This window comes from Streptomyces puniciscabiei (genome assembly GCF_006715785.1).
GTDB lineage: Bacteria > Actinomycetota > Actinomycetes > Streptomycetales > Streptomycetaceae > Streptomyces > Streptomyces puniciscabiei.
The window spans coordinates 750958-774455 of the sequence record NZ_VFNX01000002.1 but is presented as its reverse complement, the minus strand read 5'-3'; the positions used below and the strand labels follow the sequence as shown (position 1 = coordinate 774455).

Annotated in this window: 24 protein-coding genes and 3 pseudogenes; 9 read left to right on the top strand and 18 right to left on the bottom strand. The window is 73.8% G+C overall.

Going from position 1 to position 23498, the window contains the following annotated elements; genetic code table 11:
• Nucleotides 1-89: 89 nt before the first annotated feature.
• From FB563_RS34510 to FB563_RS34485, 6 genes and pseudogenes are all read right to left on the bottom strand, one after another.
• Nucleotides 90-566, bottom strand: a complete 477-nt coding sequence (locus FB563_RS34510) for a GNAT family N-acetyltransferase (protein ID WP_055708614.1) — start codon at nucleotides 564-566, stop codon at nucleotides 90-92.
• Nucleotides 563-1081, bottom strand: coding sequence for a hypothetical protein (locus FB563_RS34505; protein ID WP_142219149.1), 519 nt, complete (start codon nucleotides 1079-1081; stop codon nucleotides 563-565). Before FB563_RS34505 ends, FB563_RS34510 begins: the two co-directional genes overlap by 4 nt.
• 154 nt (nucleotides 1082-1235) lie before the next feature.
• Nucleotides 1236-2192 (bottom strand): ATP-dependent DNA ligase, encoded by a 957-nt coding sequence (locus FB563_RS34500; RefSeq protein ID WP_107100506.1) that lies wholly within the window; start codon nucleotides 2190-2192, stop codon nucleotides 1236-1238.
• A 357-nt stretch (nucleotides 2193-2549) separates the two neighbouring features.
• Nucleotides 2550-3002, bottom strand: a pseudogene (locus FB563_RS34495) (MFS transporter); the annotation flags it as partial.
• A gap of 43 nt (nucleotides 3003-3045) precedes the next feature.
• Nucleotides 3046-4560: a glycerol kinase GlpK gene (gene glpK, locus FB563_RS34490; RefSeq protein WP_055704117.1), complete on the bottom strand. Its 1515-nt coding sequence runs from the start codon at nucleotides 4558-4560 to the stop codon at nucleotides 3046-3048.
• A gap of 44 nt (nucleotides 4561-4604) precedes the next feature.
• Nucleotides 4605-5372 carry an IclR family transcriptional regulator gene (locus FB563_RS34485; RefSeq protein ID WP_055704116.1) on the bottom strand — a complete coding sequence of 256 codons (768 nt, stop codon included), beginning with the start codon at nucleotides 5370-5372 and terminating at the stop codon, nucleotides 4605-4607.
• 165 nt (nucleotides 5373-5537) lie between these two features.
• On the opposite strand from FB563_RS34485, the gene FB563_RS34480 reads away from it, so the two are divergent.
• Nucleotides 5538-5963 (top strand): ATP-binding protein, encoded by a 426-nt coding sequence (locus FB563_RS34480; protein WP_055704115.1) that lies wholly within the window; start codon nucleotides 5538-5540, stop codon nucleotides 5961-5963.
• Here FB563_RS34480 and FB563_RS34475 read toward each other — a convergent pair.
• Nucleotides 5960-6298: pseudogene (locus tag FB563_RS34475) on the bottom strand (SpoIIE family protein phosphatase); the annotation flags it as partial. The gene FB563_RS34480 and the pseudogene FB563_RS34475 overlap by 4 nt on opposite strands.
• Nucleotides 6299-6341: 43 nt before the next feature.
• Nucleotides 6342-7154, bottom strand: coding sequence for an EamA family transporter (locus tag FB563_RS34470; RefSeq protein ID WP_055704112.1), 813 nt, complete (start codon nucleotides 7152-7154; stop codon nucleotides 6342-6344).
• Nucleotides 7155-7301: 147 nt separating this feature from the next.
• Here FB563_RS34470 and FB563_RS34465 point away from each other — a divergent pair, with 147 nt between their 5' ends.
• Nucleotides 7302-8159, top strand: a complete 858-nt coding sequence (locus FB563_RS34465) for a LysR family transcriptional regulator (RefSeq protein ID WP_055704111.1) — start codon at nucleotides 7302-7304, stop codon at nucleotides 8157-8159.
• An 89-nt stretch (nucleotides 8160-8248) separates the two neighbouring features.
• Entirely contained in the window at nucleotides 8249-8899 is a 651-nt protein-coding gene (locus tag FB563_RS34460) for a GntR family transcriptional regulator (protein ID WP_055704110.1), read from the top strand.
• Nucleotides 8900-9127: 228 nt separating this feature from the next.
• On the opposite strand, the gene FB563_RS43300 is transcribed toward FB563_RS34460, so the two are convergent.
• The 3 genes from FB563_RS43300 to FB563_RS34445 all read right to left on the bottom strand — a co-directional run bounded on the left by FB563_RS43300 (nucleotide 9128) and on the right by FB563_RS34445 (nucleotide 11186).
• Nucleotides 9128-9934 (bottom strand): XRE family transcriptional regulator, encoded by an 807-nt coding sequence (locus FB563_RS43300; protein WP_055704109.1) that lies wholly within the window; start codon nucleotides 9932-9934, stop codon nucleotides 9128-9130.
• Between the two features lie 187 nt (nucleotides 9935-10121).
• Nucleotides 10122-10721, bottom strand: a complete 600-nt coding sequence (locus tag FB563_RS44545) for an SH3 domain-containing protein (protein WP_055704108.1) — start codon at nucleotides 10719-10721, stop codon at nucleotides 10122-10124.
• A gap of 177 nt (nucleotides 10722-10898) precedes the next feature.
• Nucleotides 10899-11186: a putative quinol monooxygenase gene (locus FB563_RS34445; RefSeq protein WP_055704107.1), complete on the bottom strand. Its 288-nt coding sequence runs from the start codon at nucleotides 11184-11186 to the stop codon at nucleotides 10899-10901.
• A 108-nt stretch (nucleotides 11187-11294) separates the two neighbouring features.
• Here FB563_RS34445 and FB563_RS34440 point away from each other — a divergent pair.
• From FB563_RS34440 to FB563_RS34425, 4 genes and pseudogenes are all read left to right on the top strand, one after another.
• Nucleotides 11295-11765, top strand: a pseudogene (locus tag FB563_RS34440) (MarR family winged helix-turn-helix transcriptional regulator).
• Nucleotides 11766-11846: 81 nt separating this feature from the next.
• Complete coding sequence (locus FB563_RS34435; RefSeq protein ID WP_055704106.1) at nucleotides 11847-12227, top strand: DoxX family protein; 381 nt, start codon at nucleotides 11847-11849, stop codon at nucleotides 12225-12227.
• Nucleotides 12224-12691: a peroxiredoxin gene (locus FB563_RS34430; RefSeq protein WP_055704105.1), complete on the top strand. Its 468-nt coding sequence runs from the start codon at nucleotides 12224-12226 to the stop codon at nucleotides 12689-12691. The genes FB563_RS34435 and FB563_RS34430 overlap by 4 nt, the downstream gene beginning before the upstream one ends.
• Before the next feature lie 76 nt (nucleotides 12692-12767).
• Nucleotides 12768-15098, top strand: a complete 2331-nt coding sequence (locus tag FB563_RS34425; protein ID WP_055704104.1) for a SpoIIE family protein phosphatase — start codon at nucleotides 12768-12770, stop codon at nucleotides 15096-15098.
• A gap of 19 nt (nucleotides 15099-15117) precedes the next feature.
• Here FB563_RS34425 and FB563_RS34420 read toward each other — a convergent pair whose 3' ends face one another.
• From FB563_RS34420 to FB563_RS34405, 4 genes are all read right to left on the bottom strand, one after another.
• A complete protein-coding gene (locus tag FB563_RS34420; RefSeq protein WP_055704103.1) occupies nucleotides 15118-15552 on the bottom strand; it encodes a cupin domain-containing protein in 435 nt (144 codons plus the stop codon).
• A 106-nt stretch (nucleotides 15553-15658) separates the two neighbouring features.
• On the bottom strand, nucleotides 15659-16669 hold the full coding sequence (gene ligD / locus FB563_RS34415) for a non-homologous end-joining DNA ligase (RefSeq protein ID WP_055704102.1): 1011 nt from the start codon (nucleotides 16667-16669) through the stop codon (nucleotides 15659-15661).
• A gap of 6 nt (nucleotides 16670-16675) precedes the next feature.
• Complete coding sequence (locus FB563_RS34410) at nucleotides 16676-17284, bottom strand: DNA polymerase ligase N-terminal domain-containing protein (protein WP_055704101.1); 609 nt, start codon at nucleotides 17282-17284, stop codon at nucleotides 16676-16678.
• Between the two features lie 85 nt (nucleotides 17285-17369).
• Nucleotides 17370-18233, bottom strand: a complete 864-nt coding sequence (locus FB563_RS34405; protein WP_055704100.1) for an oxidoreductase — start codon at nucleotides 18231-18233, stop codon at nucleotides 17370-17372.
• Between the two features lie 163 nt (nucleotides 18234-18396).
• Here FB563_RS34405 and FB563_RS34400 point away from each other — a divergent pair, with 163 nt between their 5' ends.
• Nucleotides 18397-19272: a helix-turn-helix domain-containing protein gene (locus FB563_RS34400; RefSeq protein WP_055704099.1), complete on the top strand. Its 876-nt coding sequence runs from the start codon at nucleotides 18397-18399 to the stop codon at nucleotides 19270-19272.
• A gap of 13 nt (nucleotides 19273-19285) precedes the next feature.
• On the opposite strand, the gene FB563_RS34395 is transcribed toward FB563_RS34400, so the two are convergent.
• Entirely contained in the window at nucleotides 19286-20116 is an 831-nt protein-coding gene (locus FB563_RS34395; RefSeq protein WP_055704098.1) for an aldo/keto reductase, read from the bottom strand.
• Between the two features lie 94 nt (nucleotides 20117-20210).
• Here FB563_RS34395 and FB563_RS34390 point away from each other — a divergent pair, with 94 nt between their 5' ends.
• On the top strand, nucleotides 20211-21275 hold the full coding sequence (locus FB563_RS34390) for a LacI family DNA-binding transcriptional regulator (protein WP_055704097.1): 1065 nt from the start codon (nucleotides 20211-20213) through the stop codon (nucleotides 21273-21275).
• Here the strand turns inward: FB563_RS34390 and FB563_RS34385 are convergent.
• Nucleotides 21238-22641, bottom strand: a complete 1404-nt coding sequence (locus FB563_RS34385) for a glycoside hydrolase family 32 protein (RefSeq protein WP_055704096.1) — start codon at nucleotides 22639-22641, stop codon at nucleotides 21238-21240. The genes FB563_RS34390 and FB563_RS34385 overlap by 38 nt on opposite strands.
• Nucleotides 22638-23477: a carbohydrate ABC transporter permease gene (locus FB563_RS34380; RefSeq protein ID WP_055704121.1), complete on the bottom strand. Its 840-nt coding sequence runs from the start codon at nucleotides 23475-23477 to the stop codon at nucleotides 22638-22640. The genes FB563_RS34385 and FB563_RS34380 overlap by 4 nt, the downstream gene beginning before the upstream one ends.
• Between the last annotated feature and the right edge of the window lie 21 nt (nucleotides 23478-23498).

The window sequence follows — 23498 nt, the reverse complement described above, 5'->3', positions numbered from 1 at the left end:
GGAACAGGTCCGCCGCCCAGCCGGGCCGGGCCGCGAGTGCGTCGGCCCGCTCCGGGGACACAGCTCCCGGGCCGTCACCGGTTCGCGGCTCATGCGCCGGCTTCGCCGACCGGGAGGCTGTAGCGCAGCTTCTGCTTCGCGCGGGCACCGAGCCGGTCGTAGAACCGGACGGCCCCCTCGTTCCAGGCGGGCGTCTGCCACTGCACCTCCGTGACGCCGAGCCGCCGGGCCTCGGCGACCACCGCGTCCACGAGCAGCGGGCCGAGGCCGAGGCCGCGGTGGCCGGGGGCCAGGAACAGGCAGTCCATGTGCAGATACTCCCGCCCGTCCCAGGTGGACAGTTCGGGCGCGCAGGTGGCGTAGCCGACGAGCTCGCCGTCCGGGGCCTCGGCGACCAGGCAGCGCAGCCGCGGAGCGGGCGTGTCGAACAGCAGGCCCGCCAGCCGGGCGGCGAGGTCGGGCGCCGGCGGGGCGGCGCGCTCGTACGCGGCGTGCTGGGCGGCCAGTTCGGCCACGCGAGGCAGATCGGCACGGTCGGCGTGCCGCACCCGGGGAGTGCCGGTCACCGGACCTCGCCGTCCAGGGTGTCGGTGCTCCAGGCGGTCAGGCGCTCGGCGAGCGGGCCCTTGCCGTCCAGGACGTGCCGGGAGTACGCCTCCCGCTCGTGCGCGAGCAGCGCGGCCTCCCACACACAGGGGGCGAGCCCCGCCCGGCCCGGCCGCAGCTCGGCCGGCCGCCCGGCCGGGCCGGTGAACACGGCCAGGTCGGACATGTGGCCCTCGATCCAGCTGTGCACGAGGACGTAGTCGCCGTCGCCGCCCGCGTGCACGACCAGGACCGCGAGGCCCAGCGAGCCGCGTGCCCGTCCCAGGGCCAGATGGCCCGCGGCCAGGTCCAGCGCGGTGTCCACGGCCTGCGGACCGACGGTACGCCCCGGCGCCTGCAGCGCGTACACCTTGACGAGGTGACCGGAGGCCTCCCGGATGCCCAACGCCCGTGCGGGCCGGCCGTGATGGCCCTCGGCGAGGGCGAGCAGTCCGGTCGCGTCGATCGCCGGGGGCAGCTCCACATGAAGATCCATCCGGCCATCATGGGGGCTCGGTGCGCGGGCGTCCACGGCGGGGTGGCGATGCGCCCTACGGCAGGGCGGCGTACAGCAATCGGTGTACCGAACGGCGCGGCGGCGCACGGTACGGCGCGGCGGCGCGCAGTACGGCGTACGGGAGCGTGTGCCCTCAGCCGAAGCCCTCCGGCAGGTCCGCCGCCGATTCCTCCGGGGTGAGGTCGGGGCGCAGCCGCAGCCAGGACGGCTGGCGCAGGAGCCCGGCCCGGGTACGGGTGCTGTAGCTGACCTCGCCGACCAGCCGGGGCAGCACCCAGTGGGCGCCCGGGACGCGCGGCACCGGATCGAAGGGGCACCGCTCGCTCACCATGTCCCGCAGCAGCGCGGCCAGCTCCGTCCGTTCGGCCTCGCTCCAGCCCGTGCCCACACCGCCGACGTACCTCAGCCGGGCGCTCGCGTCGCGCTGGCCGACCAGCACCGCGCCGGGCAGCCCCCTCAGGCGTCCTTTGCCGGGCAGCCAGCCGCCGACGACGACATCCTCCGCGCGCATGTTGCGGATCTTGATCCAGGCGCGCGAGCGGACCCCGGGCTCGTACACCGAGTCCAGCCGCTTGCACACCAGACCCTCCAGGCCGTGTTCCCTGGTCGCCGCGAGCGCCTCGGCGCCGTGCCCGGTCACCGCACCCGGGGTCGACCAGTACGGCCCGGCCAGGCCCAGCTCCGTCAGCCGGGCCCGCCGCCGTACGTACGGCAGCCGCAGCAGGGGCTCCTCGCAGTACGGCACGTCGAACAGCACCAGATGCACCGGCACCTGGGCGGCCCGGCGAGCCGCCCGCGCGGGGGAGTGCGCCAGGCCCATCCGGCTCTGCAGCAGCTGGAAGTCGGCCCGGCCCTGTTCGTCGAGGGCCAGCACCTCGCCGTCCAGCACGGCGGGCGTGGTGCCCAAGGCACCGCCGAGCGGCCGCAGTTCGGGATAGGCCGCGGTGATGTCCTCGCCCGAGCGGGCCCGCAGCAGCACGCTGCCGTCGCCGGGCAGATAGACCATCACCCGCTGGCCGTCCTGCTTGGTCTCGTACGCCCACCGCTGGTCCTGGGCGGTGGGCGGCAGGGTGCCGGGAGTGGCGAGCATCGGAGCGATGAGCGGCAGGGGCTGGGCGGTCACGGCTGAAGATCTCGACCACTTGCGCCGGCCTCACGCGCCTTGGGCCACCGGTTCCCCTGAACGGACCCGCACCGTCTGCGTGCCGCGGACGGAAAGGCGCGGCGGCTCCGTCGGCGCCGGCTGTCGTGGGAGGGCAGGCCCGACTTCGGTGAAGACGCCGCCGTACCGGGCCTCGGAACCGCGTTCGAGCCGCCCTGCCGCCCTTGGACTCACGGGCCGATGCCGCGAGCCCCCTCCCGCCCGGCGAAGGGAACAGCGGCCGGGGATGCGTCCGCGCGGGCTCTCCCGCGGGCCGCACCCCGGCCGTCTCGGCCCCCCGCCGGCTCAGCCCACCGTCTCCGCCGAGGACTCCGCGGGCGCCGGTGCGGGCGCCGGGGTGGCCGGGCGGGGCCGGGGGAGGAAGGAGGCGAGGACGAATGCCAGGATCGCCGCACCCGCGCCGATCGCCATGACGACCTTGAAGCCGTTCTCGGACGACAGCGCGTGCCCGCCCAGGCTGATCGTCAGCTGGGACGGGATCACCCCGGCGACCGCGCCGGCCACGGACGTGCCGATGGAGCGCATCAGCGTGTCGAGGCTGTTGGCGGCCGCAGTCTCCGACGGCGGCACCGCACCCATGATCAGGGCGGGCATGGCTCCGTAGGCGAAGCCGACGCCCGCGCCGATGACGCAGGACACCAGGATCAGCTGCCAGACCTCGCTCATCAGCACGGTGTTGAGCCCGTATCCGGCGGCGACGATCACCGCTCCCAGCATCAGCGTGATCTTCGGCCCCCGAAAATTGGCCCGGTCGGGCCCTCGGTCTCCAGGGCGGCCGGCGTCAGCCGGAGCGTGGTGGCCTGACCCAGCCCAAGGACCGCTCCACGGCCCGCTGCCAGTTGTCGTACTCCGACTCCCGCAGTTCGGGGTCCATCGCGGGCAGCCACTGGGCGGCCCGGTGCCAGTTGCGGCGCAGCACCTCCAGATCGGGCCAGTAGCCCGCGGCGAGCCCGGCCGCGTAGGCGGCGCCCAGCGAGACCGTCTCGGCGACCATGGGGCGCACGACGGGCACGTCGAGCACATCGGCGACGAACTGCATGAGCAGGTTGTCCGCGGTCATGCCGCCATCCACCTTGAGTTGCTGGAGGGACACCGAGGAGTCGGCGTTCATGGCGTCGACGACCTCCCGGGTCTGCCATCCGGTGGCTTCCAGGACGGCACGCGCCAGGTGCCCCTTGGTGATGTACGAGGTGAGGCCGACGATGACCCCGCGCGCGTCGCTGCGCCAGCGCGGAGCGAAGAGGCCCGAGAACGCGGGGACGATGTAGCAGCCGCCGTTGTCCTCGACCGTCCGCGCGAGGGTCTCGATCTCCGGGGCGCTGTTGATCAGCCCCAGGCGGTCCCGGAACCACTGGACGAGCGCGCCGGTGATGGCGATCGACCCTTCCAGGGCGTACATCGGCGGCTGGTCCCCGATCCGGTACGCGACGGTGGTGAGCAGTCCGTGCCGGGACCGCACCAGCTCGCTGCCGGTGTTGAGCAGCAGGAAGCTGCCCGTTCCGTAGGTGCACTTGGCCTCGCCGGGGGAGAAGCAGGTCTGGCCGAAGAGGGCGGCCTGCTGGTCGCCGAGGGCGGCCGTGATCGCGACCCCGGGCAGCAGCGCGCGGGCTTCGCCGTAGGTCTCCGCGGAGGGCCGGATCTCGGGCAGCATCGCACGGGGCACCCCGAAGAAGGCCAGCAGTTCGTCGTCCCAGGTGAGCGTGCGGATGTTCATCAGCATGGTGCGGCTGGCGTTGGTGACGTCGGTGATGTGCAGGCCGCCCGCGGCGCCCCCGGTGAGATTCCAGATCAGCCAGCTCTCCATCGTGCCGAACAGCACCTCGCCGTCCTTGGCGCGTTGCTCGATCCCCTTGACGTGGTCGAACAGCCACCGGATCCGCAGCGCGGAGAAGTAGGTCGAGGGCGGCAGGGCGCACCGCTGAAGGAAGAACTCCTCCCCGGGGTGCCGTCCGAGGTCCTCGACGAGCGGTGCCGTACGCGTGTCCTGCCAGACGATCGCCCGGCTCAGCGGGGCGCCGGTCCGCCGGTCCCAGAGAACGGTCGTCTCGCGCTGGTTGGCCAGGCCGATGGCGGTGATCTGCCCCCTGCCGGCACCGGTGTCGGAGAGCGCCTCGGGCACGATGTGCCGCAGGTTCTGCCAGATCTCCATGGCGTCGTGCTCCACCCAGCCGGGCCGGGGGAAGTGCTGCTGGTGCTCCTTCTGCGCGACCGAGACCAGCCGCCCACGGTGGTCGAACAGGATGCATCGGGTGGAGTTGGTGCCCTGATCGATGGACATTACGTACCGTTCGGCCATGATCGGGTCTGCCTTCCGACGGATCGAGGGGCGGCTGTCCTGCTCTACCAGCGGGCGGCTCCGAGGTCTCTGGAGATCGCCCGTGCGGCTTCGCGGAGCAGCGTGACCAGACTCGGGCGGGGGTGGCCCTGGCTGTCGCAGATCCGCTCGATCGGCCCGGACAGCCCGATGGCGCCGACGACGAGGCCGCCGTGCCCGCGGATCGGTGCGGCGATCCCGGCCTCGCCCATGCTCATTTCCTGGATCTCGGCTGCCCATCCGAGTTCCCTGACCTCCGCGAGCGCCCGGGCGAGCCGCTCGGGATCCACCAGGGTGTGCCGGGTGTACGCCTCCAGCCCCCGCCCCTGGGCCGGCTCGACGCTCGCGGTCCCGAACGCCAGCAGTACCTTGCCGAGCGAGGAGGCGTGCAGGGGCAGCAGGGAGCCCACGTCCAGGGTCTGGAAGGTGTCGTCCGGCCGGAACACATGGTGGACGACGAGCACTCTGCCCTCCAGGGGGGTGCCGAGCCGTACCGCCTCCCCGCTGCGGGCGGCCAGGGCATCGGCCCAGTTGAGCGAGCGCGAGCGCAGTTCGTTGACGTCGAGGTAACTGGTGCCGAGGTGCAAGAGGGCGGCGCCGAGCTGGTACTTCCCGGTCGCCGCGTCCTGTTCCACGAAGTCCACGTGCTGGAGCGTGCGCAGGATGCCGTGGGCGGTGCCCTTCGCCAGCCCGAGCGAGGCCGCCACCTCGCCGAGACCGAGTCGGCGGGGCCCGCCGGCGAGCAGACGCAGAATCGCCGCCGCCCGCTCGATCGACTGGACCGGTCCGGCCATGAAGCGAGCCTATTACCCGTACGGACGCCGTGCCCGCGGGAGGGCGTTCGGTAATGCCGACCGCCGTTCATTGACCCGCCTGATTTGTCTCCATAGCGTGCATGCGAGCCCGAACGCGTCGTTGAGGCGGCGCCGGACCGGCCGTACACACCACCGGGAGAGACCATGACGGCACAGCTCAAGACGCTGGTACAGGCGGCATGCGAACACGTGTGCCCGGTGCCTCCCGTCGCCGGCGCCGTCTCGGCCGTACGCCGTCGTGCGGAGGCGGTCCTCGCGGACTGGAGTGTGTGTCCGCATCTCGTCGAGGACGCCCTGCTCGTGGTGTCGGAGCTCGTCACCAACGCGATCGTGCACGCCCGGCCCCCGGCCGTGCTCCGGCTGTCGTGGGTGGGCGGCGACGGCGGCCGCACGCTGCGGATCGAGGTCACCGACGCCGGACCCGCCCTGCCGGTGGGCCGGCCCCTCATCGGGATCGACCCCGACGAGCACGGCAGGGGCGAGGCGATCGTCCGCGCCCTGGCCACCCGCCATGGCATACGCACCCACCTCGACGCGGTCACCCGGTGGGCCGAACTCGTCGCGCCCTAGGTGTGCTGACCTGCGGCGGCCTCGCCCCATGACGGCACACACGCCGGCTCGTCCGCGGCCTGCTTCCGGAGCAGGAGCAGGGCGGCGTCGTCGTGCAGCCGGCCGCCGACATGCGCCGGCAGTTCGTCATGGAGCGCGGTGAGCGTCCGCGCCGGCTCGTCGCACACATGGCGGGCCACCCCTTCGGCCAGCGGATGGAAGGCGCGTGCGTGATCGCGGGCCTCCGTGACCCCGTCGGTGTAGAGCAGCAGCTGGTCTCGGACCGCGAAGGGCAGCCGCTGCAGGCGGGGGGTCTGGCCCGCGAGGGCGCGCAGCCCGGGGGGCGGAGCGGGATGGCGGCGTCCGCGGCGAAGGCGGGAGCGGGCGTGCCGGTCGTTCTCAGCGGTGCGCGGTCGCGAGGCTGACCGCGTTCGCGGCGACCACGGCCCCGATCCCCGCCCACTCGGGCAGACCGAGGCTCTGCCCGAGGACCGCCCAGCCGACCACCGCCGCCAGCACCGGGTTGACGCTCATGAACAGGCCGAACGTCCGGGCCGGCACCCTGCGCAGCGTGAGCAGGTCGGCGAGGTACGGCACGGCGGACGACAGCACGCCCGCCGCCACCGCGCACAGCACCGCTCCGGCCGTCAGGGGATGCCGTACGGCGACGACGGCGCCGATCGGCAGGAAGGTCAGCGCCGACACGCACGCGGCCGCGGCCGGCCCCTGGGCGCCCGGGACGCGCCGCCCGACGATCCGGTTGAGCAGGATGTACGCGGCCCAGCAGCAGGCCGCCACCAGGCCCAGGCCCAGGCCGAGGTAGTCGGTGGACGGCCGGGGGCGCATCAGCACCACCACTCCGGCCCCGGCCAGCGCCGCGCACCCCGCGTCCAGCCGCCGGCGCGTGGCGGCCAGCGCGATGCCGAGCGGCCCCAGGAACTCCAGGGTCACCGCCAGCCCCAGCCCGATCCGGTCGATCGCGCTGTACAGGCTCAGGTTCATGGTGCCGAAGACCCCGGCCAGCAGCAGTACCGGCCACCACTGGCGCCGGGTGAAGGCGCGCAGGCGCGGCCGGCCGACGGCCACCAGGACGAGCGCGGCGACGTACTGGCGTACCGCCACGACGCCGAGCGGGCCGAGGACCGGGAAGGCCAGCGCGCCGATCGCCGCTCCGGTCTGGTTGGACAGGCCGCTGCCGAACATGGCCGCCACGCCGGCCAGTTGTCCCGGCGCCGGGTCCGGGACCGCAGGGGACGCCGTCGCCGCGGGATGTTCGAGAGCTCGTCGCATGGCAGGAGCGTCCGCCCGGCCCGGTGCTTGCGCAAAATGCATGCGCTTCGCGATCTATACGCTGAATGCATGGATGAGCTCGAGCTCCGGCAGCTGCGCTGTCTCGTCGCCATCGTCGACGAGGGCACCTTCACCGACGCGGCGATCGCCCTCGGGGTGTCCCAGGCGGCCGTCTCCCGTACCCTGGCCGGTCTCGAACGTGCGCTGGGGGTAAGGCTGTTGAGGCGGACCTCGCGCGAGGTGACCCCGACGGCGACCGGGCTGCGGGTGGTGGCGCAGGCCCGCCGGGTACTGGCGGACGCCGCCGCCCTGGTCCAGGAGGCCACCTCGGGACACACCCGGGTGCGGATCGGCTACGCCTGGTCGGCCGTCGGCCGCCACACCGTCGCCTTCCAGCGGCGCTGGGCCGCCGACCACCCCGGGACCGAGCTGCATCTCGTCCGCGTGAACACGGCGTCCGCCGGTCTCGCCGAAGGGGCCTGTGACCTCGCGGTGGTGCGCCGGCCGCTGGAGGACCGGCGGTTCGACACGGCCATCGTGGGCCTGGAGCGGCGCCTGTGCGCGGTGGCCGCCGACGATCCGCTGGCCCGCCGCCGGTCCGTACGGCTCGCAGACCTCACCGGCCGGACCCTGTGGGTGGACCGGCGCACCGGCACCACCACCCCCGAGCTGTGGCCGGAGGGCTCCCGCCCCGCCGTCGCGGAGACGCACGACGTCGACGACTGGCTCACCGTCATCGCCGCCGGACGCGGCATCGGTGTCACCGCGGAGTCGACCGCGCACCAGTACCCGAGGCCCGGCGTCGTCTACCGGCCGGTGCGCGACGCCGAACCCGTCGCCGTACGGCTCGCCTGGTGGCGCGACGACCCGCACCCGGCGCTCCAGGCGGTCCTCGAACTGATCGGTGAGCTGTACCGGACGGGCTGAGGGCCCGGCCCGTAAGTCGCGAACAAAATTGTTGACAATCTTGTCTGGCCAGATTCAGTTTGCACAGGCACTCACTCAGGGAGAGCACGATGCCGAAGGAAGCCCGTCCGACCACTGGAGAGCAGGCCAAACAGCATGCGCTCGCACAGCTGCGGCAGGCGATCCTGCACGGCGGGATGGCACCGGCCCAGCGGCTGGTGGAGAACGAACTCGCCGAGAAGTTCGGTGTGACGCGGGCCGGCATCCGTGCGGCGTTGATCGATCTGGAGGCGCAGGGACTGGTCGAGAGGATCCGCAACCGCGGCTCGCGGGTGCGGGTGGTGACCGTGGAGGAAGCGGTCGCCATCACGGAGTGCCGCATGGTCCTGGAGGGACTGTGTGCGGCCAAGGCCGCCGTCGCCGCCAGTGACGAGCAGCTGACCGAGCTGGCCGACCTCGGCGCGGCGATGGAGAAGGCCGTCGCCGACGGTGAGCCGGTGACGTACTCCGACCTCAACCACCGGCTCCACGACCGGATCCGGGTCATCTCCGGGCAGCGGACCGCGGTGGAGCTGCTGGAGCGGCTGAACGCCCAACTGGTACGCCACCGCTTCCAGTTGGCGCTCCGGCCGGGGCGTCCGCAGCAGTCCCTGAACGAGCACCTGGCGGTGATCGAGGCGATCAGGGCCAGGGATCCGCAGGCGGCCGAAGCGGCCGTCCGCGCCCACCTGGCCGGCGTGATCGAGGCACTTCAGGACTGAGCACGCGGGGCACCGGGGCGGGCGCGCACCTGTCCACCGGGGCGAGGGTGCCGCGCACACACCGCTGCGGCGCACCGAGCCCGATCGGCGTCGCCGCCCTGCGCTCCTCGCGCCGCCCCGAACGCAGCGGCACCGGGCAGCAGCTCGTCACCGCCGGCTGACCCGCTCCCCGCGCGCACGGCGGGGCACCCTGCCCAGGCGTACGGGCGCCGTGCGCGTGCCACGGTGTCACCCCGGCGCGCCGGGCTCCACGTCCAGGCCCGTGCAGGCCAGTTCCCCGGCCACCTCGGCGCAGGCCTCCACGCCTCGGGGCGAGGACACCGAAAGCATGGGACTGCTGTCCCGGGTGGAGTCGTCGGCCGGATATCCGGCCGACATCACGTCCTGGCCCGCGCGCACCGACACCTCACGGGCCCCGGGAGCCCGCAGCCGCACCTCGGACCAGGCGGTCCCGCAGGCCGGCGACCAGCGCAGCCGGACGGTGTAGGCGCGGCCGCTGACCGTGCTCGTGGTCCGCGCGTCCCGGGCGCACGCCGTGGCGTCGGGCAACTCGCCCTGACAGGACCGCCCGTGACAGTGGGGCGCCGAGGGCAGGGCCTGCGCGGCGGGCGCGGTACCCGGCCGCGCGGACAGGGCGACGGTGACGGCGGCCACCGCCGTGGCCGTACCGCACAGCGCGAACACGGACAGCGGAAACCACGACGGGAACCGCCCCGGCAGCCGGGGCGCGAGCCGGCGAGCTCGGCCGGGCTCCCCGGGCCCGGCGTCGGGTGCGTCGGCCGCGGTCGCGGGAGTCCCGGTCGCCTCCCACAGCGCCAGTACGGCCTCGGGGGCGGCGCCGGCGAGCCGGCAGAGCGCTTCCACGGCCTGTCTGGGGGGCGGTGTGCCGCCGGACAGATAGCGGTGCCACGCGGACTTGCTGTACGGGGTGCGCGCGGCCAGCGCCGCCAGGCTCAGCCCCGTACGGTCCTTCAGCTCGCGCAGTTCCACCACCAGTGCCTCGTCCGGCGTGGTCGATGCTTGGGGGTGCCGCATCGTGCGTCCTCGACTCCCTTTCCAGTATGGGCGGGTTCGCCCCTGTTGTCGGAATGGATGCCCGGGAGGACGGCGACTGCAACACGCGGTGAGGTAGGAGGTGGGTGAGGTGCGGGCGAACCGAAGGCCCGTTCGGGGGTCGTCGAACGGGCCTTCGGCGGCTGGGTGGTGCTGCGGCGGCGTGCCGTCAGCACCAGGGGACGGAGCGGGCGGGGCGGATGTAGTGGGCGGAGACGTATCCCGCGTGGTGCGGCAGCCGGTACCAGGTGCGGTTCCCGTGCACCCAGGAGCCCCGCGTCCGGCAGGTGAGCGTCAGGACCCGGCCCCGCTGCCGGTGGCCGATCACCCGGTAGCCCGTGCCGGGTCCGGAGCGGACGTTGAGCACGGTGTGACGCGTGGCGACGCGGCCCGTGAGCGGCTGGATGTGACGGTGCGTCATCCACTGCACCGCGAGCCGGTACTGCAGCCGGTGCATGGCGAGACGGTAGGCCGCCGTCCGCGGCATGAAGTACGCCGCCCGACGCGCCGGGAGACGGTGGATCCGGTGCGCCCGGCGGGCGTGATGCGTGCGGAGGTGGGCGCGGTGGTGCCGGTGGTGGGTGACGTACCTGCGGTGGTGGACGCGCCCTGCGGTGCGGTGGGCGCGGTGGACCTGGTGCTGTGCGGTGGTGCCGGGAACCGGGCGCTGTGTGGCGGCGTCCGCCGTGGCGGCGCCCGCCGCCGTGGGCAGGAGCGCGAGCACCGCCACCGCGGCCAGCAGCCCGCTCTGGAGAGTCCGTCGGATCATGGAAGCCTCCGGCTGTCGTTCTCGTGACCACGAGCCGTGATCACGACAGCCAGGGTTTCCGTGGCAGGCCGCCGGAATGCCGTTCCGGCGTCCCCCGGGACGCCCGGGACGTCCCGGGGGACGGGCGCCCGCCGACGGGTGACGTGTCCCGGACGGGCGCCCGCGGCCTCCGTGCGGTCAGAGGCTCTCGGCGAAGGTGACGGTCCGCTCCTTCAGCAGCGGGAACACCGTTCCCCGGATCAGCTCCGCGAAGTGGCCGGTCTCCTTGTGCGCCTCGAAGCCGGCGCGGTCCGTGTAGCGCTCGTACAGCACGAAGGCCCCCGGCCGGTCGACGACCTCGTGGGCCTCGTAGGCGAGGTTCGCGGGTTCCGACGGGACCAGTTCGCGCATCTTGCGCAGCGCTTCGCGCACGGCGTCCGCGTCGGCGGGGGCGCACTGGTACTGGGCGACGACGGCGAAGGCCATGGGGTTCCTCCGGGTTTCCGGGCGGCGGTGGACTCGCCGATTCCAGCAGCTTCGCCGAGGGGTGGCCGGTGCGACACGCGCCCCACGGCCGACCGATCACGGTGCGAGATCGAGCGCGCCCTGACGCGCATCACCTACCTCGGCACCCGGGCCCGGCAGAACGAGCGGCTGATGGCGCTGGCCGGGGTGCCGCTGGACCGGGCGGCGGTGGCCCTGCTGCGGCAGGTCGCCGACAGCGAACCGCTGCGTCCGGGGGGAGCCGGCACAGCGCCTGGGCGTGGAGGCCTCCCATGTCACACGGACCGTGCAGCAACTGCAGAGGCCGGATACGTCACGCGGGTCCCGGACCCCGTCGACCGGCGCGCCCAGCGGATCCGGCTGACCGACGCGGGCCGGGAGGCCGTCGACCGGGTCCGTGAGGCCGGGGCCCGGGGCATGCAGCTCGCCCTCGCCGGCCGGCGGGCCGAGGACCTGCGGCAGATGGCGACCCTGTACCACCGCATGGTCGACGACTTCCTCGCGTACACCACCGACGAGGACTCCGACCGGGACGCGGACGACGCGGTCACCACCGCGTGACGGCCGGCGTTCTGCGGCAACGGGCCACCCCGGCGCCTACCGTCCAGTAATATCCGGCGGCAGGTCATCAGAGGAGGAACCGTGCCCCGGTCCGAACGCTCACCCCTGCTGCTCGCCGGCCTGCTGGCCGCGGCCGGGGTCGCCCACTTCGCCACCCCGCGTCCCTTCGACGCGGTCGTACCGCGCGCCCTGCCGGGCTCACCCAGGGCATGGACGTACGGCAGTGGTGTCGCGGAGCTCGCCCTGGCCGCCGGGATAGCCGCACCCCGCACCCGCGCGGTCGCAGCGAAGGCGGCCGCGGCCTTCTTCGTCGGCGTGTTCCCGGCGAACGTGCAGATGGCCGTGGACTGGCGGCACCGGCCCAAGCCGCTGCGGACGGCCGCCCTCGCGCGGCTGCCGCTGCAGGTGCCGCTGGTGCTGTGGGCCCGGTCGGTCGCCCGGAACGAGGAGGGGCGGTCATGACGGAACGCGTCGAGGCCGGCGACAAGGCCGAGGACTTCGCCCTGCCCGACGAGACCGGCACCACTCGCCGGCTCACCGAGCTGCTGGCCGAAGGGCCCGTGGTCCTCTTCTTCTACCCGGCCGCCCTCACTCCCGGCTGCACCGCCGAGGCCTGCCACTTCCGCGACCTCGCCGCCGAGTTCGCCGCCGTCGGTGCCCAGCCGGTCGGCATCAGCGGTGACAGCGTCGACAAGCAGCAGGAGTTCGCCGGCCGGCATGGCCTCGGCATGCCGCTGCTCTCCGACGCCGACGGCGCGGTCCGCGAGCGGTTCGGCGTCAAGCGCGGCTTCTCCCTCGCCCCCACCAAGCGCGTCACCTTCGTGATCGCCCAGGACCGCACGGTGCTGGAGGTCGTCCGCAGCGAGCTGCGCATGAACACCCACGCCGACCGGGCGCTCGCCGCCCTGCACGCCCACCGGGGCTGAAGGTCACCGCTCGCACCGGCGGACCGGCGGGCCCGCGCGCTTGATGTGCTCGGGCAATCGGAACATCCTTGGGCATATGAAGCATGGCGCCGCCGTGGCGATCATCGACGCCCTGGGTACGGTGACCGGGTGGAGCGAGGGCGCGCGGCGGCTCACCGGCCACTCGGCCGAGCATGTCGTGGGCCGGCCCGCGGCCGGGCTGCTCGCCGGGGACATCCCGGACGAGACACTCACCGCGCGGACCGGCACCGTCGCGCTGCGCCACCGTGACGGCCACCGCATCGACGTGACCCTCACCGCCTGTGCCGTCGCCGGAGCCGACGGGAAGCCCGCCTGCTTCGTCGTCACCTCCGACCCACCCGGCCGCACACTGGCGGCCGAGGCCTTCGAGCAGGCCTCCATGTCCATGTCGGTCTTCGACCTCGACCAGCGCTATCTGCGGCTCAACGACGCCGCCTGCAAGGTGATGGGCGTACCCGAGGCCGCGCTCACCGGCCGGTTCTTCCCGGACACCGTGGAGGACGCCGAATACAACGCGGGCTTTCTGCGCCACCTCAAGGAGGTCGCCGAGACCGGCCGGCCCGTCCGCTACGAGAGCTTCGCCGGCACCCCGGCACTGAACCGGGAACATCTGTGGAGCATCGAGATGTGGCCGCTGCGCGCCGGCTCCGGCGAGCTGACCGGCGTCGCCATGGCGGCCTTCGACAGCAGCGAGCAGTACTGGGCCCGGCGCCGCCTGGCCCTGCTCAACGAGGCGTCGACCCGCATCGGCACCACCCTGGACGTGGTGCGCACGGCCGAGGAACTGATCGAGGTCCTCGTCCCGCACCACGCCGACTTCGCCAGCGTCGACCTGCTCGACTGGGTGCTCGGCGCGGACGAGCCGCCGATGATCCCGCAGGGCGGTGTCGTCCTGCACCGCATCGCCCACGGCTCGACCTTCGAGGGCGACCCCGGCGCGGCCGTCCGCATCGGCGAGACCGACGTCTACGCACCGGACTCCCCGCCCATCCGCGCCCTGCGCGAGGGCCGCGCGGTGCTCAGCCAGGCCGGCGAGCCCGAGTTCGCCGAGTGGCTCGCCGAGCGCAACGCACGCGCGCCCCAGGGCCGCCGCTACCGGCACGGCGCCCACTCCCTGATCGCGGTGCCGCTGCGGGCCCGCGGCACCACCCTGGGCGTCGCCGTCTGCGTCCGCATCGCCCACCCCGACGACTACGGCCCCGACGACACCGTCTTCGCCGAGGAACTCGGTAGCCGCGCCGCCGTCTGTATCGACAACGCCCGCCGGTTCGCCCGCGAACGCAGCACCGCCCTCGCCCTCCAGCACAGCCTGCTGCCGAGCGGCCTGCCCCGGCAGGCGGCGGTCGAGGTGGCCCACCGGTATCTCCCCTGCGGATCGGTGGCCGGCATCGGCGGCGACTGGTTCGACGTCATCCCGCTCTCCGGCGGCCGGGTGGGCCTGGTCGTCGGCGACGTGGTCGGCCACGGCATCCAGTCCTCGGCCACCATGGGCCGGCTGCGGACGGCCGTACGCACGCTGGCCGACGTCGACCTGCCGCCCGACGAACTCCTCACCCATCTGGACGACCTGGTCACCCACCTGGCCGCCGAGAACAGCCGCGAAGAGGTCGCCGAACTGGGCGCCACCTGCCTGTACGCCGTGTACGACCCCGTCTCCCGGCGGCTCGGGGTGGCCGCCGCCGGCCATCCGGCCCCGGTCGTCGTCCTGCCGGGCGGCACCGCCGAGTCCGTCACCATGAGCGCCGGACCACCGCTCGGCGTCGGCGGGCTGCCGTTCGAGGCGACGGAGCTGGAGCTGCCCGAGGGCTCTGTCGTCGCGTTCTACACCGACGGCCTGGTCGAGGACCGCGGCCGGGACGTCGACGGTGCCACCGAGGACCTGTGCCGAGCCCTCGGCGCCCCCGCCGACTCCCTGGAGGCCCTGTGCGACGGCGTCCTGAAGGCCGTCCTGTCGGACCAGCCCGGCGACGACGTCGCCCTGCTGCTCGTGCGCACCCGCGCCCTCGGCGCCGACCGGGTCGCCACCTGGGACGTCCCGCCGGACCCGGCCGAGGTCGCCGCCTTCCGGCAGGCGGCCGGCGAACAGCTGGCGGTGTGGGGGCTCGACGAGGCCGCCTTCATCACCGAACTCGTCGTCAGCGAACTCGTCACCAACGCCATCCGCTACGGCGAACCGCCCATCCAGCTCCGGCTGATCCGCGACCGCGCGCTCATCTGCGAGGTCTCCGACGCCAGTTCCACCTCACCGCACCTGCGCCGGGCGCAGGTCTACGACGAGGGCGGCCGCGGACTGCTGCTGGTCGCGCAGCTCACCCAGCGCTGGGGCAGCAGGCAGACGGGCCGGGGCAAGACGATCTGGGCCGAACAGGCGCTGCCCGGCACCTGACCGGCCTCCCTGCACCTGATCACTGGAAGGGGCAGCCCGGATTCGGCGCGTCCTCCGAGAACGGGGCGCCGTGCGGCAGCACGTACAGCACGTCGAGCACGAGCGGGGTGTCGCCGAGGTTCCGCCCGATGTGCACATGGTCCGCACCGGCCGGCTCCTGGATCGTCGCGCCCGCCCGGTACACGCCGTCGGCGGCACAGGTGGAGTCGAAGTGGCTGAGCGTGCCCTGCTTCACCACGCCGTACAGCGGCCCGTCGTGATAGTGCCAGCCTGTGCTCTGGCCGGGCGGGACGGTGATCTCCCGCAGGGTGTAGTCGGTGCCGCCGACGGTGGTCCGGCCGATGATCCGGGCCGTCACCCCCGGTCCCGGCGGGGTCGCCTGCGCGGAGCCGCAGGCCAGAACGGTGGCGAGGGTCAGCGCGCCGGTGACGGCGGCACGAAGCGCGGTACGCATGCGGGACCTTTCGACAGGCGAGCAGGGTGTCGCCGTGAACATAGAGGCACCACAGGGAAGTTGGGGGCGGAACCCGGTGATCCGTATGCGTGCGTGGGCGCGGGTGTCAGGCCGCCGCGCGCTCGCGGACCACGTCCCGTGGCCGTTTGTCCTCGCGCAGTCCCAGGTAGCGGGGATGCCGCAGCATCCCGTCCCGGGTCCACTCGGTGAACGCGATCTGCGCGACCAGCTCCGGTTCCACCCAGCGGGCGCGGGCCTCGCGCACCGCGCCGGTGAAGGGCGAGGCCTCCCGGCACAACGCGTCCAGCCGCTCGCGCAGATCCAGCAGGGTCCGCCGGTCGAAGCCGGTACCGACCTTCCCGGCGTAGCGGAGCCGGTCACCGTCGTAGTGGCCGAGCAGCAGCGCCCCCAGCCCGACGCGGCTGCCCGCCGGTTCGGTGAAGCCGCCGATCACGAACTCCTGCCCCTGGGCGCACTTGAGCTTCAGCCAGTCCGGCGACCTGCGGGTCCGGTACGGTCCGTCCGCCCGCTTGGCGATGAGCCCCTCCCAGCCCCGGCCGCAGGCCTCGGCCGGCAACTCGGCGCCACCCGCGTTGCGATGCGGGGTCAGCCGCAGCGGGGCGCGAAAGGAGAGCGCCCGCCGCAGCAGCGACTTGCGGAGGCGCAGGGGGAGTTGACGGGTGTCGGCGCCCTCCAGGCGCAGCAGGTCGAAGAGGTAGTACGTGACCGCGACCCCGGACGCCTCGATGTCCCGGCGCCGGGTCAGCCCCAACCGCCGCTGCAGCCGCGCGAAGTCGGTACGGCCGCCGCTGAACGCGACGACCTCGCCGTCCACCGTGAAGTCGGTGCACCCCTGCGCCGCGAGCGCCGTCACGATCTCCGGGTAGGTGTCGTTCAGCCGCTGACCCGTGCGCGACAGCAGCTGCACCCGGTCGCCCTCGCGCACCGCCGGCAGCCGGACGCCGTCCAGCTTCCGTTCGAACAGCCGGCCCTCGCCGAAGTCACGACGGTCGCTGAGCGTGGCGAGCATCGGGGCCGCGGCGAGCTCCGTGCCCGGCCCGGCAGGGCGCAGCAGCTCCCGCACGTAGGCCGGCAGCCCGTCCAGCAGCCCCGGCACCGCCCCTCACTCCTCGCCGGCGGCCGCGACCTGGGCGAGGGTGCGTCCGGTGCGCACCGAGCGGGCCCGCCGGGGATCCGGGGTGCCGTGCCCGGCCGACCGCGCCGACCCCTTGCGCACCAGCAGCCAGGCCTCCTGCTCACCCTCGTCCCCGCGGAAGCGGGTCAGGGCGTACTCGCCGCGCAGTTTGCTGCCGTGCAGCCGGAAGGTGGCGTGCCCGCGCTCCAGCGACTGCGCGAAGTCCACCGGGCGCCCCCTGCGGTCGTGACTGAGCGGCTCGTACGTGCCCCGGTCCCAGACGATCACCGTCCCGCCGCCGTACTCGCCCTTCGGGATCACGCCCTCGAACTCCTCGTAATCCAGCGGATGGTCCTCGGTGGGCACGGCCATCCGCTTGTCCGCGGGATCCGTGGACGGACCCTTGGGTATCGACCACGACTTCAGGACGTCGTCCACCTGGAGCCGGAAGTCGAAGTGCATCCGGCTCGCGTCGTGGATCTGCACCACGAAATGGGGTTCGTCACCCCCGGGCCGGGGCTCCTGCCCCGACGGCTCGCGGGTCCGCTCGAAGTCACGCCTGCCGCGGTACGTCCGCAGCCGGTCCTCCGCTGCCACCTGCGGCTCCTTCCGTACGACCGCCTCACCGGCCCCGGGTACCCAGGCCCGGGCCGTTCAGCCCGGCGCCCAGGACCGGGCCGTTTCAGCCCGCGATGCCGTCCAGCTCGGCCACCGCGTCGTCCGGCAGCGCCAGGGACGCGGCGGCGATGTTCTCCCGCAGGTGCTCCGGCGAGGAGGTGCCGGGGATGAGCGCGATGTTCGGCGACCGGCGCAGCAGCCAGGCCAGCGCCACCTGCTGCGGCGAGGCCTGAAGCCGGCCGGCGACCTTCGCCAGCGTCTCGGACTGCAGCGGGGAGAACCCGCCGAGCGGGAAGTACGGCACGAAGGCGACGTTCTCGGCCGCCGTGCGCTCCACCAGGGCGTCGTCCTGCCGGTTGGCCAGGTTGTACAGGTTCTGCACGGTCACCACGGGCGCGATCGCCAGGGCCTCGTCCAGCTGCGCCGCGGTCACCGTGCTCAGCCCCAGGTGCCGGATCAGACCCCGCTCCCGCAGCTCGGCCAGCGCGCCGAACTGCTCGGCCAGGGAGTCGTCGTTCGGGGAGTCCACATCGCCCACCCGCAGGTTGACGACGTCCAGCGACTCCACACCGAGGCTGCGCAGGTTGTCGTACACCTGCGCCTTCAGGTCCTCGGGGTGCCGGGACAGCATCCAGCTGCCGTCGGCTCCCCGGCGGGCGCCGACCTTGGTCACGATGTGCAGGTCCTCGGGGTAGGGGTGCAGGGCCTCCCGGATGAGCTCGTTGACCACCACCGGCCCGTAGAAGTCGGCGGTGTCGATGTGCGTGATGCCCGCCTCCACCACGGCGCGGAGCACCGCCACCGCCCGGTCCCGGTCCTTCGGGGGGCCGAAGACGTGCGGCCCGGCCAGCTGCATGGCGCCGTAGCCGACGCGGGTCAGGGTCAGGCCGTCGGCCGGGGTGAGGGTGCCGCCGAGCTGTGCAGTCATGTCGTACCTCTTCGGATGATGCTTGCGATGTCCGGGCCACCCGGTTCCCGTCGGCGGCCACGCTCTCCACCCTGCGCCCGCCGCGGCCGCCGTTGCAGTACCCCGTCGATCCTGGGACTGACAGGGCCAGTCACGGCCGGCCGGGCCGCCGTACGGTGGGGCCATGGACCGAACGAACGCGCTCGGCGAGTTCCTGCGCGCCCGCCGGGCGCTGGTACGGCCCCAGGACGTGGGGCTGCCCGGTGGCGGGCTGCGCCGGGTGCCGGGGCTGCGCCGCGAGGAGGTCGCAATGCTGGCCGGCATCAGCTCCGACTACTACCTGCGGCTGGAGCAGGGCCGTGACCGCAACCCGTCCGTGCAGGTCCTCCAGGCCATCGCCGGTGTGCTGCGGCTCGACGCCGACGCCACCGCCCACCTCGTCGGCCTCGCACAGGACCGGCCCCGCCCGTCGCCGCGTTCCGGGCACCCTGCGCGTCAGGTCCCGGCGAGCCTGCTCCAGCTCATCGACGGCTGGCCCCGCAACCCCGCCTACGTCCAGAACCGCTACACCGACTGCCTGGCCGCCAACCCCCTCGCCACCGCGCTCACCCCGAACTACCGGCCCGGCGTCAACCTCCTGCGGGCCGTCCTCCTCGACCCGGCCGAGCGCGAGCTGCGCCGGGACTGGGCGGACCTCACCGAGGAGGGCGTGGCCGCACTGCGCTCCGAGGCGGGGGCGGACGCGGACGACCCGCGGCTGCGCGACCTGGTCGGCGAGCTGTCCCTGCGCAGCGAACGCTTCCGCACCCTGTGGGCCCGGCACGAGGTACGGCCCCGCCGCGGCCGGGTGAGCCACCTGACCCACCCGCAGATCGGCGAGCTCGACCTGCAGTCGACCAAGCTGTCCGTGGACGGCACCGACGGACTCACCCTGGTCGTCTTCCACGCCGAGCCCGGCAGCCGCAGCGCCGAACTGCTCGACATCCTCGGCAGCCTCGCAGCGCCGGCCGGTGACGGCACCCGGCCCGGCGGTGCGCAGGAGCGGATCGAGGAGCAGTAGCGCCCCGGCCCCTTCAGAACTCCTCGTGCTTCTCGGGGTCGCCGCCGAGCCGCCGAGGGGAGCGGCGGCCGATCACCGCCAGCTGGTCCGAGTCCAGCTCGAAGCCGAAGACGTCAAGGTTGGCGCGCTGCCGGCCCGGGTCGGCCGACTTCGGAACGGGCAGCGCGCCGACCTGCAGGTGCCAGCGCAGCAGCACCTGCGCCGGTGTCACCCCGTGCGCCGCGGCGACCTGAGCCACCGCGGGATCCGCCAGCAGACCGCTGCCCCGGCCCAGCGGGCTCCAGCTCTCGGTGACGATGCCCTGGTCCGCGTGGAAGGCGCGCAGCTCCTCCTGCGGGAACAGCGGGTGCAGCTCGATCTGGTTCACCGACGGCAGCACGCCGGTCGCCTTCTCCAGCCGCATGATCTGCTCCGGCGTGAAGTTCGAGACACCGATCGAGCGGACCAGCCCGTCCTCCCGCAGCTTGATCATGGCCTTCCAGGAGTCGACGTACTTGCCGACCCGGGGATTGGGCCAGTGGATCAGATACAGGTCCACGTACTCCAGGCCCAGCCGCCGCCGGGACTCCTCGAACGAGGCGAGCGTCTCCTCGTAGCCGTGGTGGCGGCCCGGCAGCTTGGTGGTGACGGCCACCTCGTCGCGGGGCACGCCGCCGGCCGCCACGGCCCGCCCGACACCGGTCTCGTTGCGGTAGTTCACCGCGGTGTCCACCAGCCGGTAGCCGAGGCCGAGCGCGGAGCGTACGGCCCGCTCGGCCGCCGCGTCGTCCAGCGGCCAGGTGCCCAGGCCGATGGCGGGGAGCGTCGTACCGTCGTTGAGCGTGTGCACCGGAATGCCGTTCACGATGGGACCTTCCCTCGACAGTGTCGTCCCTACAGCCTCACGGATAGGGTGAGCGTGATCAACCGGACGGGTGGGGGAGAGGGCAGCGGACGGCATGGGCGGCGGTGCGGACAGCAACGGCACGGGCGGCGGACGGCCCACGTCACGGGATGTCGCACGGCTCGCAGGGGTGTCGCACACCGCCGTGTCCTTCGTCTTCAACGGCCGCGCCGAGGGCAATCTCTCGCCCGCCACCCAGGAACGCATCCGGCAGGCCGCCGCCCAGCTCGGTTACCGGCCCGACCCGGTCGCCCGCGGTCTGCGCCGCCGCCGTACTGCCGTGATCGGGCTGGTCACCGACGAGATCGCCTCGTCCCCGTTCGCCGGGCGGCTGCTGCGCGGCGCGATGGAGACCGCCTGGGCGAGCGACCACCTGGTGCTCACCGTGGATTCCGGCGGTGACCCGGCCAAGGAGGACGCGGCCGTCGCCGAACTCCTCGACCGGCGTGTCGACGGCATCATCTACGCGGCCATGTCCCTGCGCCGGCTCCGGGTCCCCGAGGGCCTGCACCGCACCCACTCGGTGCTCGCCAACTGTCTGCCCGAGGACGACTCGCTGCCCGCCGTCATCCCGGCCGAGCGGGCCGGCGGGCGCACGGCCGCGCGTCTGCTGCTGGAAGCGGGGCACCGCAGGCTCGCCGTGGTCGGCGGGCAGGACGACATCGCCTCCGTGGAGCGGCTGCGCGGCTTCCGGGACGCCCTGCGCGCCGAGGGCGTCACCGTGCCCGAGGAGTGGGTCGTGCGCACCGGGGGCGAGATCGCCGGCGGCTACCAGGGCGCGACCGGGCTGCTCGAGGGCACCGGCCCGCACCGCAGGCCCACCGGGATCTTCTGCTACAACGACCGGGTCGCGGCAGGCGTGCTGCATGCCGCGACCCGGCTCGGGATCGCCGTACCCGGCGAGTTGTCGGTGGTCGGCTACGACGACCAGGAACACATGGCGGCCTACCTCACCCCTGCCCTGACCACGGTCGCGCTGCCGCACCGGGCGATGGGCGAGGCGGCGGCCCGGCTGCTGCTGGACGCCATCGACACCGGCCGCACCCCGCCCGCCACGGTACGGCGGCTGGCCTGCCCCGTGGTCAGCCGCGCCTCGGTGGGACCTGCTCCCACGCGCTGACCTCGGCGTCCCCGGTGACCTCCAGCTCCGCGACGTCGTCCGGGCGGCGGTAGACCCGCTCGGTCACCGTCGCCCGGTCCGCGACGAAGAGTTCGAGCAGCGAGCCGTCCACCAGCACCCGGACGCCGAGGGCCGGGCCGGGCGGCACGCGCACCGTGACCGGGGCCGAGCCCTCGGCTCCGGTGTGCGGCCGAGCGCCGCGGTCCAGGACGACGGTGCCCGCCGCCGGATCCAGCCGGATCGTGAGCGTCAGGTCCGCCGACCGCAGCAGGGTGACGGTCGTGGGGCCGTGTGCGGTGACGGTGAGGTCGTACGACGCCGGGAGCGGCACCGCCCGGCCCGGCGCCGTCGCGAACGGCTCCGCGGCGCGCAGGAGTTCCAGCTCCGGCGCCGGCCCGACCCGTAGGGTGCCGTCCGGGTGCGCGTCGACGACCCGCGGCGCGGTGAGCGTGCCGGCCCAGCCCGCCGCCAGCACCTCCGCCGTCTCCCGCGCCTCCCACGACCAGCCCCACATCAGCACCCGGCCGGGCTCCTGGCGAACGGCGGGCGCGTAGAAGTCCCGGCCCAGGTCGAGCGGGCCGCAGGCACCGGTCGTGAACCTCAATCCGCCCTGCACGTCCGCCTCCAGACGGCCGGTCAGATACGCGGTCGAGCGGGGAGCTCCGTCCCACAGGGACACCACCAGCACGTGCTCGCCGCCGCCCGTCCCGAACAGCTGCGGGCACTCCCAGCCGACCGCCTTGTCGCCGAACGCGTCGGCGGCGACCGGGTCGTGGCCGTCCAGCAGGACGCCGGCGAACCGCCACGCGGTCAGTTCCTCGCAGTCGTACAGCAGGACCGACGGGGTGCCGTCCGCGTGGCCCGCGCCGACCAGCGCCCAGCGCCGCCCGGCGTGCCGGAACAGGAACGGGTCGCGGAACATCACCACGTCCAGTCCGGCCGGCGGTGCCGTGACCACGGGCTCGGGCAGGGGACGCCACTCGACGAGCCGATCGTCGTCGGGGTCCGCCGCCCGGGCCAGACAGATGGTGCCGAGACCGGTGTGGGTGTGGCCGACGCCCGTGTACACGGCCGTGGGAACGCCGGCGTCGTCCACCACACAGCCCGACCAGCAGCCCGCCTCGTCGGGGCCGCCCGGGGTCGGGGTCAGGGCGATCGGGTGGTGCTCCCAGTGCACCAGGTCGGGGCTGGAGACGTGCCCCCAGTGGACGTTCGCGTGCACCGGCGCCGCCGGGTTGTGCTGGTAGAAGAGGTGATGGCGGCCACGCCAGCGGAAGGGGCCGTTGGGGTCGTTGATCCAGCCCGCGGGCGGGCGGACCCGGAAGCGGGGCGCGGCCGGGTCCGGGGTGGGGCGTGCGAGGCTCAACGGTTGACTCCTGCGGAGGTGATGCCCTCGCGGAGAGGGCGCTGACCGACGACGAACACGGCGACGGCGGGGATCATCGAGAGGACGACACCGGCGAGGACGACGGAGATGGAGCCGGTGCCGAGGTTGCCCTGCAGGGAGACCAGGCCCAGCGGGAGGGTGTAGTTCTGGGCCGAGGTCTCCAGGATCAGGGGGCGGAAGAACTCGTTCCAGTGGTAGTTGAAGGCAAGGACGCCGACGATCGCCAGGCCTGGGGTGGCCAGTGGGGCATACACCGAACGGAAGATCCGCCAGGGCCCTGCGCCGTCCAGCATCGCGGCCTCGCCCAGGTCCTTCGGCATGCCGAGGAAGTACTGGCGCATCAGGAAGGTGCCGAACGCGGTCGGGAACGCCGGGACGATCAGCCCGAGGAGCGTGTCGGCCAGACCCATCGACTTGAGCACCAGGAACACCGGCACGATCGTGACCTGGAGCGGGACCATCATGGTCGCCAGGACCAGAGCGAACAGCGGCTTCTTGAACCGGAACTCGAGCCGGGCGAACGCGTAACCGGCGAGCCCCGCCGTGATCATCTGACCCACCGCGATCAAAGCGGTCACGAGGGTCGAGTTGAGCGCCAGGAGCCACACGTCGATCTGGTCGAAGACACCGCGATAGGCGGCCGTGCTCGGATGGGCCGGAATGATCTGCGGGGGCAGATTGAACGAGTCCGCCGGAGTGCGCAGCGAGGTGGAGACGGTCCACACGACCGGGCCGAGCGTGAGCAGGGCGCACAAGGTCAGCCCGGCGATCCGCGCCCACGGCCCGAGCACGTGCCGGGCGCGGCCGACGGCCAGGGGGGCCTGACGGGGGGACAG